The organism is Undibacterium sp. GW821-FHT07F11 (assembly GCF_059418665.1).
The window spans coordinates 200,799-215,743 of record NZ_JBWKQH010000001.1 but is presented as its reverse complement, the minus strand read 5'-3'; the positions used below and the strand labels follow the sequence as shown (position 1 = coordinate 215,743).

Below are 14,945 nucleotides of genomic sequence, written 5' to 3'. Positions count from 1 at the left end.
TCTCTGTGTTGCCACATAAGATGGTTTTAACAATTTTTAACGGTATATACTAAAGCCCCCTGATTTTTCTTCACTGGATAATTAAATGGCATTTCGGCCGTTGGCAGGATGGCGTGAAGTGCTTGTGTGGACGCAGGGCAGTGCAGGACAGAACACCGAACAGAAATTTCCGATAGCTTTTTTTGAGCCCAATTGAGCCCAAGTATGAGTCGTTCTTCTTTGCGTCGAGAACTGGTGATACCCATCATAGTCCTGGTGATAGGCGTATCCGCCGCTATAGGCTGGGTCTCCATGAAGGCCGGGACAGATGCCGTCTATACGCTGACACAGCGGATTCTGGGCGACATGGTCAACCGCATCAACCTGGCGACTGAAAAACACCTGGATGGTGCCCTGATTGCACTGGAGTCGGTAGCGCCCAGCCCTACCAATTTACCCAAAGAACAGAATTTTTCTGCTGACATGAAAGCCCTGGAAGAGAAATTCTGGGCTGCCAGCGGCTTGTTCATGGATGTCAACAACTATGTCTACTTTGGCGGTAGCGACGGGCGTTTTGTTGGTGTCTACAGAATTTCCAAGGAAATGGTGCAGTTGTTCTGGCGTGAACCTGACAGCGACAAGCGCACAGTTTATCGCGTGAGTCATGTGGGTGACCGTTCGAATGTCTTGCGCAGTGATGATTTTGATCCGCGACTGCGCCCCTGGTACAAGACTGCACAAACGTCGGAAAGACCGGTCTGGTCAAAAATCTATAATAATTTTTCTTTCCATTATCCGACCATTACGCTGGCAAAAGCCGTTTATCAGAAGAACCATGAATTTGCCGGTGTCATGGCAACTGACCTGACACTTAAGGAATTATCCAATTTCCTGCGCAAGCTGGAAATCAGCAAGAACAGTGTTGCCTACATCGTCGATGCGGATGGCTATATCGTCGCCACTTCTGGCCAGGAATTGCCCGAACGAACAGTTAACGGCACACCCGAGCGCATGCGTGCCATTGATATGAAAACACCGCTGATCAGTGAGACTTTTCAGAGAGTGGGCAGCATGAAACTGCAGTCTACCCAGACACACTCCATGGAACTCAGCAACGGCACCATCGATGTCGCGATTTCACCACTGGGCAACAGGCAGGGCTTGAACTGGCTGACCGTGGTAGCGGTGCCGCGTGCCGACTTCATGAGCAGTATTAACCAGGGTTTCATGCAAAGCATGGTGATCGCGCTGGCATGCATCATTTTTGCATTGACCATAGGTCTGACTATTGTCGAACGCGTGATACGCGATATCCGCAAGCTGACTTCCGCGGCTGAAAAGTTTGGTAATGGCGAACCCATGCCCAGCCTGCAAATCCGTCGTAGCGATGAGATAGGCACCCTGGCCCAGACTTTTATCGAGATGGAAAACAAGCTGCGCTATGACAAGCTGACGCAGGTGGCGAACCGTGAATCCCTGTTTACCCAGATTAATTATTTGCAAAAGCAGGCACTGGAAAACCCGGGCGCCAGCGAAGGTTTCACCTTGTTGTTCATCGATCTCGATCGCTTCAAATACATCAATGACAATCATGGCCATGATGCCGGCGACAAGGCCCTGGTCGTCATCGCCGCCCGCCTGCGTTCAGCCATACGTGAAACCGATGAAGTAGCGCGTTATGGCGGTGATGAATTCGTGCTGCTGCTGAAAGACACCAAGAATTCCATAGACATCAATAATACCGTGGAAAAAATCTGCAATATTGTCGAACAGCCCATTGCGCTGGAAGAGGTGGTTGTCAGTGTAGGGGTATCGGTAGGTTGGGCCAGCTTTCCTGAGGATGGCAGCGATTATGTGCGGCTCATCAAAATTGCCGACAGCCGCATGTACAACCGCAAGCGTGACCGCAAATCAGGCCAGTTCGTGCATCTGGCCTGAGTCAGGTTTGCACATCTCGTAAGTGTTGCTCTTGCCATTTGTCGAGCCAGGCTGGCATATCGGCTGAAGGCATGGGTTTGCTGATGTAATAGCCCTGGGCCTGATCGCAGCCCAGCTCTTTCAGCAGGTTCATGACTTCTATGTTTTCCACACCCTCGGCAACCACACGCAAGCCCATATTGTGGCCAAGATCTATGGTGGATTTAACGATCTTGGTGTCATCGATATCTTTTTCCATCTTGAGTACAAAAGACTTGTCGATCTTCAGTTCATGGACGGGCAGGCGTTTCAGATAGGCCAGTGAAGAATAGCCGGTACCAAAATCATCGATAGATAATTCCAGGCCCATGGCATGCAACTTGTCCAGGGTCTGGAAAGCCCTGACCGGGTCATCCATGATGGCGCTCTCAGTGATTTCCAGGCAAAACGAAGCTGCTTTCACTTCATGGTTTTGCAGTATCTGGGCAAATTTGCCGGGCAAGTCCTGATCCAGCAAATCACGGGTAGAGATATTCACTGAGATTTTCAGATGTATCCCCTGCTGATTCCACAGATGACAGACCCGCGCTGCCTCATTCATGACCCAGTGAGTTAGCTGGCGTATAAAGCCGGTTTGTTCGGCAAAGGGAATAAATTGATCGGGGAAAATAAAACCACGCTCAGGGTGTATCCAGCGCACCAGTGCCTCGACGGCAATCACCTGCCCATGGTCAAGACCGACCTTGGGTTGTACATATAAACGGAAGGCCTGTTGCTCGAGCGCCGCCCGCAATTCACTGAGCAGTGACAGGCTTTGCTGGCTGGATTTGTCAATGTCGGGTGAGTAAATCACAGCACCGCTGTTGCCCTGCTTTGCTGCATACATGGCGACTTCAACCCGGCTCAGCAAGCTCTGGGCATCACCCGCATGTTCAGGGAAGCCAGCGATACCTATGCCAGCCCCCAGATCGACAGTCTGGTCTTCTATGGATATCGGTTTTTCCAAAGAGCGCAGGATACGGTTAGCCAGATCCAGCGCATTTTCTTTTGAGCTGTTCGGTAGCAGTATGGCAAACTCATCACCGCCAAGGCGGGCTGGCTTGGTACCACCAGCGCCTAGTTCAGCTGACAGGCGTATCGCAACCTGGTTCAGCAGGATATCGCCAAAGCGGTGTCCCATGACGTCATTCACATGTTTGAAACGGTCCAGATCCATCATCAACACATAACAGGATTTTTCATGGGAACGTGCGCTGGCGATGGCTTCTTCCAGCATGTCGGTAAACAGTGCCCGGTTGGGCAAATTGGTCAGAGTGTCCCAGTAAGCCAGGCGGCTGATTTCCTTTTCACGCTGGGCGATACCATCGCGCATGGTCATGAAGGTGCGGGCCAGGTCGCCAATTTCATCTTTTTGTTTGACATTGATGGTAGCCGTGTAATCACCGGCACCCAGGCTGCGTGCAGTCTCTGCCAGTTGCCGCACTGGCCCGGTAATCCGGCGTGCCGTGATGGCACTGATAATGCTGGCGACCACCGCAGCAAGTACTGTCAGGATCAGGAGGTTGCGTTGCAATTCCTTGTAAGGGGCTACTGCCTGGCTGATAGACAATTGCAGTACGGCGATGGTGTTGAACTGTTCATTCTGTGCCAGTTTGAGTATGCGGGCACTGTACTGGTCATCATCGATTTGCAAGGCTGGCAGGTAGTTGATCTGCTTATCTGCGCTCGGTAATTGCTGTGCCAGCTTGTTGGCGTTTTCATCACTGAGGCTGGAAACATTGGCTAGCCAGCGCCCCTGTTTTTCTGAAGTCAGCAAACTGATCTGCATGCGTGACAATTCATGCATATCAGTAACCAGAGCCTTGCCTATGGGAATGGCCATGACAACCCAACTGATGGTGACCGGTGCTTCGATAGGCACGACCACCATTTGGTAGGGCTTGCCATCGACAATCGCCGTACTGGCAGCGCTGCCAGTTTTTTCTGCTGTCTGTATCAGGGCGGCGACTGATTGTTGCAGGCTGCTGCTCAATTCATTAGTCGCGCCGTTGCTGCGGCTGGTTTTGCTGGTATTTGAATAAGCGGTGATTTTTCGGTCCAGACCAACCAGCATGGTCAGGTCCGAACCTATGCGATTGCCATGATTGGAGAGGGTTGAGACGATGGTTTCAGTGTCATGCGTACCTATGGCTTCGCGGAAGGCATATTCCTTGGCGAGGACGATTGCGCCCTGGACGAGTTTTTGTGCATTTTGATCCAGCAGGCGCAACAGGAATTTTTCATTGATTTTCAAATTCTCTTCGACTGCATTACGCGCATTTCTGTCTATGGCATTGCCGATGGCAAAATAGGCTGCCAGTTGTACCGTCAGCAGCAAGCCTATAAAAAGAGTGACAACCCGGCTTTCCAAACTATGCAAACGCATGAACTTTCCTCTTAATGTGCGTGGAAAAGTATTTCCTGCTTACCCGGCCTTGTAATTCAATTTTACAGTCAGGTTGGGGCCATTGCCGTCGATTTGTATGTTTTGTTCTTGTATTGGTGCAGAAGCCGGCTGTTTTGGATGCCAGGTTTTCAAGACATATTTACCGGCAGGAATAGTGGGCAGGCGGGCTGTCCCACTCGCATCAGTCTTGGCAAAATAGGGAGTATCGACGATATGTATATAGGCAACCATCTGATCGTGGATGTTGCAGCCAACAATGACGGTGCCTGATTTATCGAACACCACGGGTGCAGCGGGTTTGCCTGAATACAGCTTCAATTCAAAGGGTTTTGCCGGCGAAAACGAATAGGCGTGATGCCTGACGGTGTCATTGTTGGGGAAGGAAATCGACGTTCCGGTTTGCACTACCGTCACAAAAGGCATGAATTTCTTGTCTTTTTGCTGGATTTCCGCAGTGGCTGATTTGGCGCTTTGTGGGTTGCCGGCAAGCTCTGCATAGACCACCGCATCCTGAACAGCCTGTCCGCTGCTATCCGTAACCTGTATGACTGAATTGGCATGTGCTGCGCCAGTCACGAGCAGGCCAGTTGCCATATAGGCGAGAGTGAGAACGCAAGAATTGGTACGCAGACGATTCATGGTTACACCCCGGCATAAAAGTGATTGAAATGAGTTTTGCTAATATTACTTTAGTTCGGTATCTCTATGAATGCCCTGACTTAATGGAAAATGAGTTTCAATTGATAATAAGTGCAATTTTGTAAAAATATGTCTCTGTATGAATTGTTTGCAGAATATCAGGTAAAGCCAGCCCTGACTTGTTATACTATTGTATAAGGGCAATTTGCGCATGGTGGTTGTGTGTGGCAAATTGTTGCTGGCGAGTTCGTACTGGTAATTTATGCAAGGATCGGCTGGAATCGGCAGGAAGATGCAGGAATACGGGGCATGGAATCAATCATTAAACACCTGGTAGAAATTACCGGGCATCGCGATCATGATTTACTGAATATTTCAGTAATTACTGCGCTGCGTCAATTGACCAACGCGGAATCTGCTCGGGTATTGGATGTGGTTTCTGTTGGCCAGCAAGTCTTTATCAAACCGCATATAAGCATAGAAGACGACACAGTCGCTATTGCCGACGAGACCCAGGCATCTCCTGCATCTCATGATTCAATAGAACTTTATCCTCAACTGAAAGAGGGTATTGCACAAAAGCAGCAAGTCATAGAGCAAGTCATCGAAGGTGGCAAAATCATCTGGCTACCGATCTGGATCAATGACAAGCTGCATACTTGTCTGGAGATTTACAAGCCTGCCAATTACACGACAACCGCCATGGAAGTCGTCAATGGCATGCTGATTGTCTACCGTAACTTCCAGAACCTGCTTGACTACAGTGAGCGCGACTCATTGACGGGTTTGCTCAACCGCAAGACTTTTGATGACAATTTTTCCAAGGTATTGCGTAGCAGTGCTTTGCAACAGCGCGCCAGCACCGAAGCTGAGCGTGCAGAAGAAGAACGTCGCAGCCATGAACCTGAGCGCCAGCACTGGCTGGCTGTGCTGGACATAGACCACTTCAAACGCGTGAATGACCAGTTTGGACATCTATATGGTGACGAAGTCCTGATCCTGATCGCCAATCTCTTGCGCAGTTCTTTCCGTCCTTCAGACAGGCTGTTCCGTTTTGGTGGGGAAGAATTCGTCATTTTGCTGCGCTCGACTTCGCAGGAAGATGCCGATACCATCTTTGAGCGTTTCCGTCAGAATGTGGAGCAGCACCATTTCCCTCAGGTAGGTACGGTGACCATCAGCATAGGCTATGCCCGCATAGACCCGTTTGAACCTGCCGTTGCCATCGTCGGGCGAGCCGACCAGGCTCTGTATTTCGCCAAAACCAATGGCCGCAACCGGACTTGTTTCTATGATGAACTGGTATCCAGCGGCGATTTGAAGATTGAAGTGTCCAACGACACTGCCGAATTCTTTTAAGTTTGCAGCAAACCTTTTGATGCTGCCATATTGCAGCACCATTTCACCCTTATTGTCAGTCTCAGGCAGCAGCCTGTTCCTTATTCTTTTTATGCGCATTCGTCATCATGATGACGCTGCCAAGTATGATGCTCATGGCCAGCATCTCGCGCATGGACAGATGTTCGCCACCAAACACGACACCCAGGGCAACTGCAATGACGGGATTGACATAGGCATAGCTGGCAGCGAGGCCCGCCGGTACTTTGGATAACAAATACATATATGCAGTAAATGCCAGCAGGGAGCCAGCTACCACCAGATAAGCCCAGGCCGCCACCGCATTGACGGTGACTTCACCTGTCAGTTGCTCACCCTTGCACAGGCTGATGATGAACAGGAACATTCCGCCCACCAGCATCTCGCTGGCAAAGCCCATGCCACCTGCCGCCATCTTGAGTTTCTTTTGCGACAAAATGGAACCCACATCCCAGCACAGTATCGCCCCTAGCAAGAATAGTATGCCCAGCGGTTGAGCCGAGAACTGGCCGTCGGATGCCAGCAGCAGGGCACCGGCAAAACCGCAGAGTATGCCTGTCCATTCACGGCGCTTGGGCCAGTCACCAAACAGGCCGGACAGACCAGACAAAATCATGGGAGAGCAGGCAATGAAAACCGCAGTCAGACCGGAAGAGACATATTGCTGTGCTACCGCAGTCAAGCCAGTACCTCCACCCAGCATCAAAATGCCGACGATGCCGCCGTCACGCCATTCACGCAAAGTCGGGTTGGCTGCACCGCGCCATTTTTGCCATGCGTACAAGATAGCACCGGCTACCAGAAAGCGTGTGCCTATCATCATGTAAGGAGGAAAAGCCTTCAATGCCACTTGAATGGCAAAGTAAGTAGAGCCCCAGACTATATAGACGGTGAGCAGGGCAAGCAGGACTTGTCTAGGCAGGTGGCGCATGTATTTTCCAAGTGGCAATTTATTGTCGAGTATTAGTGTATGTCAGTGAGATTGAATTTTGAATGGATAATCAAAGGTAAATCAGGTACATTTCTTTTAATCTCACCGAAAAAAGAGGCTTTTCCCATGAAGATAGATCTGGATATGATGGACGGCAAAATCCTGGAGATTTTGCAGGCCGATGCCAGGGTCACCATGGCCGAGATAGGGCGGCGCATACATCTGAGCCAGCCTGCCGTGACCGAAAGGGTCAAGCGTATGGAGGCTGCCAATGTCATCACCGGCTACCACGCCAGGGTCAATCCTGAAGCACTGGGTTATGGCATTACTGCCTTCGTACGCATTGCCAGCCGTGCAACTGATACGCCGGTTTTAAAAATTGCCGAACAAGTACCAGAAGTGGTTGAATGCCATGCCATTACCGGCGAAGATTGCGTGATCGTCAAAGTGGTTGCACCTTCTGTGCGTGAGCTGGAACGTGTGATTACCAGCCTGGCACGCTGCGGTGTCACTTCGACTTCCCTGATCCTGTCGTCGTCAATAGAAAGACGGGCTATCAAGCCTGTGGAATAAAAAATGGAATTGCGCCAGCTACGTTATTTTGTCGCCATCGTTGATCACGGCTCGCTGTCGCGCGCTGCGCGCGTGCTGCATATCGTGCAACCGGCCCTGACTCAGCAATTACAGCAACTTGAAGAAGAACTGGGTGCGATGCTGTTGCACAGGTCTGCGCAGGGTATGCAAGCGACAGACGCTGGTAAAATATTCTATGAACATGCGCTGGCGATTTTGAAGCAAGTCAGCGATGCCAGATCAGCTGTTGCCCAGTCGACAGACAAGCCCAGTGGTACCGTCGCTTTGGGCATCCCGCAAAGTGCTTCTGGTGCGCTGGCCTTCCCACTGTTAAAAGCTGTACGTGCAGCTTACCCGGATATCGTGTTTCAACTGACAGAAGAATTGACGGGTAATCTGACCGAGCAATTACGCTCGGGCCGTTTGAACCTGGCTATCCTGTTCGATGATGGTCAACTGGGCGGCTTCGCCAGCAAGCCGCTGGTGGAAGAAGAAATGATGTACATCACACGCACTGATTCGCAATTCGCCTGCAAGCGCAAATCGATCACCCTGGCGCAGGCCCTGCAGGCCACCCTGATTTTACCCAGCATACAACACGGCGTGCGGCCACGCATAGAACAAGTGGTAAGACAGCAGGGCAAGCGCATAGACAACGTCATCGACATCACTTCCATCGCAATCCTGAAGTCAGCCCTGCTGGCCGATATGGGGGCGACCATCTTGCCAGTGTCACCCATGCTGGCAGAAATTGAACGTGGCGAAATGCGCGCCTGTCCCATCAGCGATGTACAACTGTCACGTACCGTGACCCTGTGCGCATCAAAAAATATCCCCTTGACGAATGCTGCCATGGCAGTCGAAAAACTGGTGCTGGAACTGACGCGTGATTTGAGCACGAGCGGTAAATGGCTGGGTACCAGCAATCTCGTGGCGCAATGATGGACGGACTGGCGTATTGGGACAAGATCAAAAGACCAGTGTTCACAGGCTGGTTTCTGTTCTGGATATTGATGGTGGCTGTGGCCGTGCAAGATCATCTGAAAGGTGGTGGCAAGCATATCTGGGAACCCATATTCTGGGAAAGCTCTTCTGCTCTCGTCGGCACACTGCTGCTCTTGTTGCAAAGACGCAAGCTGACTGACAGACGTTTATTGCAGACGCCAGCCAAATGGTTCTGGCAACAGATCAAGCCTTTGCCACTATTCAGTAGCTTGTTTGTCGTGCTGGTGTACAGCTTGCGTCACTCAGTCTATGCCTTGCTGGGGCTGAGCTATCATCATGATGGCTGGATCACGGTTTATATCTACGAGTGCAGCAAGATCTTCATGTTCTTTGGCATGTTCTATGTCGTCATCTTTGGCCTGCAAGCCTATGCCTCTTTGCTGGAAGAAAAAGAAAACGCAGAAAAATCCCAGGCACTGTTACGCGAAGCGCAATTGCACAGACTGACACAGCAAATGCAGCCGCATTTCCTGTTCAATGTACTCAATACCATATCATCGCTGATGTACACCGATGTCAAACTGGCCGACACTGCCCTGAGCCAGATTGCGACCTTGTTACGGGCCAGCATGGAACTGGGTCAGCATAGCGAAACCACTCTGGCAGATGAAATGAAACTGTTGCAAGCCTATGCAAAACTGATGAGCCTGCGTTTTGTCGACAGGGTGGCAATCCATTGGGATATTGCTGACGACGTGCTCAGCATTAAAGTACCCATCATGAGTCTGCAAACCATACTGGAAAACAGTTTCAAACACACGGTGGAAAAACGCAGCCAGCTTACCCGCATCAAGATCAGTGCATATAAGGAGGCCGGGCAAGTCATCATACGCATTGAAGATGACGCCGGTCATTTGCAGGAGAGTGGGCAAGGTTCTGGCGTAGGCATCAGCAATTTGCGCCAGCGTCTGCAAGTCTTGTATCAGGATAAAGCCAGCCTGCGATTGATCGATCTGATGCCATCTGGCGTAATGACCGAGTTGCGCCTGCCCATTGATGCAGGAGGCATAGCGCCATGAAAATTCTTATCGTCGACGATGAAGCCTATGCCAGGGACAAGCTCAGACGTTTGGTGGCCGAGCATGTGGCAGACGCCGTCGTATCAGAAGCCCGGGATGGTAAAGAAGCGCTGGAGTGCATACAAAGGCAGCAGCCCGACCTGGTTTTCCTCGACATACAAATGCCAGAGATGGACGGTATCACCGTCGCCAGTCAACTGACCGCGCCTGTACCACTGATCGTTTTTGTCACTGCCTATGACCAGTTTGCCCTGCAGGCTTTTGATGCAAACGCGATCGATTATTTGCTCAAGCCCTATGATGAAGCGAGGTTCTTGCGTGCCCTGCAAAGAGTCAGTGAGCGCAGGAGCAGGGCGAAGAAAATCCAGGCAGAACAGCATTTGCTCTTGAATGAAAAAGGCCGTGTCACTGTCATCAAACTAGCCGACATCATACGGCTGGAAGCTGCAGACAATTATGTGATGATCTTTACCTGCCAACAGCAGCACATGGTGCGGCAGACCTTATCGGGTTTGCAGGAAAGGTTGGGGCAGGGCTTTGTGCGTTGCCACCGCAGCCATATCGTCAGGCTGGACCAGATTACCCAGGTCTTGCCAGCGCAAAAGGGAGATGCAGAACTGGTGCTTGTGGATGGACTGCGCCTGCCATGTAGCCGACAGCACAGAGATGAGCTTGTGCAGGCGCTTGCCAGCTAAATCCCTGGCAGAGGTTTCCATTTCACCCCTGCCCACATCCAGTCTGCCACATTTTTCTGGTGTGGATTTGATCATGCTTTTAGTATTGCGCCTGTGTTCGTCAACAGCCAATCATTGAAATCATGTCAAATTCAAGCATAGCAGTGTCAGGTTTGCCATCGCAGCGTTTGTATTTTCTCGACTGGGTCAGGATCATTGCCTTCTTCCTGCTCATCCTGTATCACGTAGGCATGTATTATGTGGAATGGGGCTGGCATGTCAAAAGTCCGCATGCCAATAGCGCGATACAGCCGCTGATGATGCTGACCAATCCCTGGCGTCTGAGCCTGCTGTTTTTCATTTCCGGCGTGGCATCTGCCTTCATGCTGGAAAAAATCGCTACGGGGAAATTCCTGCGCAGCCGCAGCCTGCGTCTCTTGCTGCCGCTGATCTTTGGCATGTTCGTCGTGGTACCGCCACAGGCGTATCTTGAAGTGGTGGAGAAACTTGCCTATGCCGGCAGCTATAGCGAGTTCATGCAGCTCTACCTGCATCACTATCGCGGTTTCAAGATAGAGGGTAAGGTATTGGACCTGCCTACCTGGAATCACCTGTGGTTCGTCACTTATTTGTGGGTATATAGCGTGCTGCTGTGGTTCTGGCTGGCTTTCAAGCCTGCATGGTTCCAGGCTGCCCGTAACTGGCTGCAAAGGCAGATGAAGGGCTGGCGCATCCTGGTTTTGCCTGTTGCATATCTGGCGCTGGTGCGTATAGGTCTGTTCAGTTCTTACCCTCCAAATAATGGCCTGACCAGCGACTGGTATAACCATGCCTGCTACCTGTTTATCTTTACATTCGGCGCACTGATCGCCAATTCACAGGCATTCTGGCAAGAGCTGGCTGAGCTGCGCTGGCTGGCGCTCAGAATAGCCGCATGTGGCTGGTTGTTCCTGATCATTTATTTCAGTTTTGAATATGATGCAACACCGAAGTGGCTCATCATGTTCCAGCGCGGTGTGTGGGTTTGCATGGCCTGGTCGGCAATTATTGCAGCCTGCGGTTATGCGAAGCAGTACCTGAACTTCGACAGCCCGGCAAGACGCTATCTGACGCAGGCGGTGTTTCCTGTGTATATCCTGCATCAGACTTATATCGTCATCATGGCGCATAGCATGAAGCCGCTGGCCCTGCCTGCCCTACCAGAAGGTATCTTGCTGGTTGCGCTGACCGGAGCAAGCTGTTTCCTTAGTTACGAGATCATACGCCGCGTGTTTTTCCTGCGACCACTGTTTGGACTTGATCTTGGTTTTACTTATAAGCCAAGAGCACTCAGTCCGGGATGATCATCCGGCCTCCTGCCCTGGGGCCAGTGAAACAGGCGCTGATCTGCGCTGATGCGCAGATCATTGATGCTGGCCAGACGTCTGTGCATGAGGCCATTCTCAGCAAATTCCCAATTCTCATTGCCGTAAGAGCGTGTCCAGTTGCCTGCATGATCGCAACTCTCGTAGGCAAAGCGCACGGCAATGCGATTCTCGCTAAATGCCCATAGTTCCTTGATGAGGCGGTATTCACGTTCAGCCGCCCACTTGCGCTGTAAAAATTCCCTGACTTGCTCGCGCCCCTGCGGGAATTCATGGCGGTTGCGCCAGACTGTGTCTACGGTGTAAGCCAGCACCACCTTGTCCGGGTCACGTGTATTCCAGCCATCTTCTGCCATGCGCACTTTTTGTATTGCCGTTTCCAGCGTGAAGGGTGGCAAGGGAGGGCGGGCGATTTCTAATGATTTATCCATATGCATTTGTCCTTTAGTGGATATTGATAGGGGAGTTGCAGAGAGCTCAAATTTACGCAATATCGTTTGTCTGAAGAATGCCCATCATTTACAATTAATTATTGTAAATAGTGGAATAATCGCCGGAGTGCCATGGACAAGCTGCATCTGATGACCGTATTTGTGGCAGTTGCCGAAGAAGAGGGCTTTGCTGCTGCAGCACGTCGTCTGGCCATGTCTCCACCCGCAGTGACACGCGCCATTGCTGCGCTGGAGGCCAGGCTCAGTGTCAAGCTGCTTAACCGTAGCACGCGCTTTGTCAGGGTCACAGAAGCAGGGCAGCGTTATCTTGAAGATGCGCGCCGCATCATTGCCGATGTAGAAGCTGCTGACGAAGCCACCGCAGGCATCAATGCCGAACCGCGTGGTCACCTGACAGTCACAGCTCCCGTCATGTTTGGCAAAATATTTGTCATGCCCGGTATTGTCGAATATTTGCAGCGCTATCCAGCCATGGATGTGTCTGCGCTTTTCCTCGACCGTGTCGTGAATTTGCTGGAAGAAGGTATTGATGTCGGTGTGCGTATAGGCGAGTTGCCAGACTCCAGCATGAAGGCAATACGGGTAGGGCAGATACGCCGGGTATTATGTGCTGCACCTGCTTATCTGCAGCGACATGAGGCACCAACAAGCCCGGAGGAGTTGAGCAGGCACAGTATCATTGCTGCTACTGGCGTCACACCCATGGTTGAATGGCGCTTTAGCCATGCAGGGCAGAACATGGCAGTCAAGGTCAAACCCCGCCTGACCGTCAGCAGCAATGATGCAGCGATAGAAGCCAGTCTGGCGGGGCTGGGCATCAGCCGCATGCTGTCTTATCAGGTTGGGGGATATTTTGATAGCGGGCAATTATGCCGCATCATGCAGGCATATGAAACTGCGCCTTTGCCTGTGCATGTGGTACACAGGGAAAGTCGCTATGCCAATGCCAAGGTGAGAAGTTTTGTTGATCTCATCGTCGCGCAGTTGCGCGAGACCATGGTGCAGCATGGATGAATATGCCCAGGGTAATTTGTTGTGGAGAGAAGATTGAACAAGACTGTTGTTATTCATAATGACAATATGTTGACACTGGAAAACCCTGGGTGTTATATTTTGCCTGGATTTATGGGAACGTTTCCAATTGTATTCCGTCGATGCGACTGAACGTGATGAGAGGCGGAAATTTCCATACATGCAGTAACAGGTATAACGATAAAAAAGCAGAAGACAGCAGAAAAATTGCAGGCCACGATCTGCCATCTGCACCCGTGGAAACTTAGGCGGAGACAAAATGTATAAAACCAAAAAACCAGTGCGTGCTCTGTTGCTGGGCAGCCTGGTAGCAGCCTGTATGTCTGCGCATGCCGCAGGGCCCAAGGCTGAAGTCATGCACTGGTGGACATCTGGTGGTGAATCTGCTGCCGTTGCCAGGTTTGCCGACGCCTATCGTGCTGCCGGTGGTGTCTGGACAGATACTGCCATCGCTGGTGGTGATCAGGCGCGTTCAGTTGCCATCAACCGCATGGTTGGCGGCAATCCACCTACCGCAGCGCAATTCAATATTTCCAGGCAATTCCAGGATGTCGTCGAACAAGACATGCTCAACAATGTCGATGATATCGCTACTAAAGAAAATTGGGACAAAACCCTGCCAGAACCGATACGTAATGTCCTCAAGATCAAGGGTCATTACTATGCCGTACCTGTGAATATCCACATGCCAGCCTGGATATGGTATTCAAAATCCGCATTCAAAAAAGCCGGTATCGACAAAGAACCAGCCACGCCAGATGAACTGTTTGCTGCCCTCGACAAGCTTAAGGCAGCAGGTCTGATACCGCTGGCGCATGGTGGTCAGGCCTGGCAAGAGACCATCGTCTTCATGGCCATGCTGGCAAATGTGGGTGGCAAGGACCTCTATCTGAGCGTGATGCGTGACCGTAATGTCACCGCCATGAATTCAGAAGCCTTTCGCAAAGTCTTGCTGAGCTTCAAACGCTTGCGGTCCTATATTGATACCGCATCACCCGGGCGCAACTGGAATGACACCACCGCCTTGCTCATCAAAGGCTCGGCAGGCATGCAAATCATGGGTGACTGGGCGCTCGGTGAATTCGTCGCGGCCAAACAAGTCGCGGGTCGCGAATATGGCTGCATGCCTGGCCTGGGACCAAAAGCACCTTACCTGATACAGGGCGACGCTTTTGTCTTTCCAAAAACTGCAAATCCAGAAGCCATCAAGGCGCAAAAACTGGTGGCCAGCATCGTGGTGGCACCAGGGCCGCAACTGGAATTCAATAAACTCAAGGGTTCCATTCCAATACGCAATGACCTTGATGTAACGCAATTGAATCTGTGTGCCCAGATGGGTGTGGAAATCATGAAAGACAAAAGCCGTCACGCAGGTATAGGTGAGATTTACCTGACGCCAGACCAGAACGGAGCCCTGACCGATGTGCTGACAGCTTACTGGAATACCAATATGGCGGTAGAAAAAGTACAAAAGAATATCATCGCAGCATTAAAGAACTAAGTGCCATACTGATACCCTGCCAAGCGTCCTCGTACA

General features: G+C 51.2%; 13 protein-coding genes. 9 read left to right on the top strand and 4 right to left on the bottom strand.

Annotation, left to right across the window (positions count from 1 at the left end; translation table 11 throughout):
* The first annotated feature begins 204 nt into the window (after positions 1-204).
* On the top strand, positions 205-1,917 hold the full coding sequence (locus AC07OI_RS00890) for a sensor domain-containing diguanylate cyclase (RefSeq protein ID WP_492703787.1): 1,713 nt from the start codon (positions 205-207) through the stop codon (positions 1,915-1,917).
* Between the two features lies 1 nt (position 1,918).
* On the opposite strand, the gene AC07OI_RS00885 is transcribed toward AC07OI_RS00890, so the two are convergent.
* Together AC07OI_RS00885 and AC07OI_RS00880 are read right to left on the bottom strand one after the other, a co-directional pair.
* Positions 1,919-4,321, bottom strand: a complete 2,403-nt coding sequence (locus AC07OI_RS00885; protein ID WP_495255983.1) for a bifunctional diguanylate cyclase/phosphodiesterase — start codon at positions 4,319-4,321, stop codon at positions 1,919-1,921.
* 39 nt (positions 4,322-4,360) lie between these two features.
* Positions 4,361-4,981, bottom strand: coding sequence for a methylamine utilization protein (locus tag AC07OI_RS00880; protein WP_492703785.1), 621 nt, complete (start codon positions 4,979-4,981; stop codon positions 4,361-4,363).
* Positions 4,982-5,290: 309 nt separating this feature from the next.
* Between AC07OI_RS00880 and AC07OI_RS00875 the strand changes: the two genes are divergently transcribed.
* Complete coding sequence (locus tag AC07OI_RS00875; protein ID WP_492703784.1) at positions 5,291-6,340, top strand: GGDEF domain-containing protein; 1,050 nt, start codon at positions 5,291-5,293, stop codon at positions 6,338-6,340.
* Positions 6,341-6,401: 61 nt separating this feature from the next.
* Here AC07OI_RS00875 and yedA read toward each other — a convergent pair whose 3' ends face one another.
* A complete protein-coding gene (gene yedA, locus AC07OI_RS00870; protein WP_492703783.1) occupies positions 6,402-7,289 on the bottom strand; it encodes a drug/metabolite exporter YedA in 888 nt (295 codons plus the stop codon).
* A gap of 126 nt (positions 7,290-7,415) precedes the next feature.
* Here yedA and AC07OI_RS00865 point away from each other — a divergent pair, with 126 nt between their 5' ends.
* The 5 genes from AC07OI_RS00865 (at position 7,416) to AC07OI_RS00845 (ending at position 11,903) form a co-directional block, all read left to right on the top strand.
* Positions 7,416-7,862, top strand: a complete 447-nt coding sequence (locus tag AC07OI_RS00865; protein ID WP_492703782.1) for an Lrp/AsnC family transcriptional regulator — start codon at positions 7,416-7,418, stop codon at positions 7,860-7,862.
* 3 nt (positions 7,863-7,865) lie between these two features.
* Positions 7,866-8,804 (top strand): LysR substrate-binding domain-containing protein, encoded by a 939-nt coding sequence (locus tag AC07OI_RS00860; protein ID WP_492703781.1) that lies wholly within the window; start codon positions 7,866-7,868, stop codon positions 8,802-8,804.
* Positions 8,771-9,886 (top strand): sensor histidine kinase, encoded by a 1,116-nt coding sequence (locus tag AC07OI_RS00855; RefSeq protein WP_495255982.1) that lies wholly within the window; start codon positions 8,771-8,773, stop codon positions 9,884-9,886. Before AC07OI_RS00860 ends, AC07OI_RS00855 begins: the two co-directional genes overlap by 34 nt.
* Positions 9,883-10,581 carry a LytR/AlgR family response regulator transcription factor gene (locus tag AC07OI_RS00850; RefSeq protein WP_495255981.1) on the top strand — a complete coding sequence of 233 codons (699 nt, stop codon included), beginning with the start codon at positions 9,883-9,885 and terminating at the stop codon, positions 10,579-10,581. The genes AC07OI_RS00855 and AC07OI_RS00850 overlap by 4 nt, the downstream gene beginning before the upstream one ends.
* Before the next feature lie 122 nt (positions 10,582-10,703).
* Positions 10,704-11,903, top strand: coding sequence for an acyltransferase family protein (locus AC07OI_RS00845; protein WP_492703778.1), 1,200 nt, complete (start codon positions 10,704-10,706; stop codon positions 11,901-11,903).
* Here the strand turns inward: AC07OI_RS00845 and AC07OI_RS00840 are convergent.
* The gene (locus AC07OI_RS00840; RefSeq protein WP_495255980.1) at positions 11,873-12,355 is read right to left on the bottom strand and encodes a nuclear transport factor 2 family protein; all 483 of its coding nucleotides are present in this window, start codon (positions 12,353-12,355) and stop codon (positions 11,873-11,875) included. The two genes, AC07OI_RS00845 and AC07OI_RS00840, sit on opposite strands and share 31 nt — an antisense overlap.
* 132 nt (positions 12,356-12,487) lie before the next feature.
* Between AC07OI_RS00840 and AC07OI_RS00835 the strand changes: the two genes are divergently transcribed.
* Together AC07OI_RS00835 and AC07OI_RS00830 are read left to right on the top strand one after the other, a co-directional pair.
* Entirely contained in the window at positions 12,488-13,390 is a 903-nt protein-coding gene (locus AC07OI_RS00835) for a LysR substrate-binding domain-containing protein (protein WP_495255979.1), read from the top strand.
* 277 nt (positions 13,391-13,667) lie between these two features.
* Positions 13,668-14,909: an ABC transporter substrate-binding protein gene (locus tag AC07OI_RS00830; RefSeq protein WP_495255978.1), complete on the top strand. Its 1,242-nt coding sequence runs from the start codon at positions 13,668-13,670 to the stop codon at positions 14,907-14,909.
* Positions 14,910-14,945 lie beyond the last annotated feature (36 nt).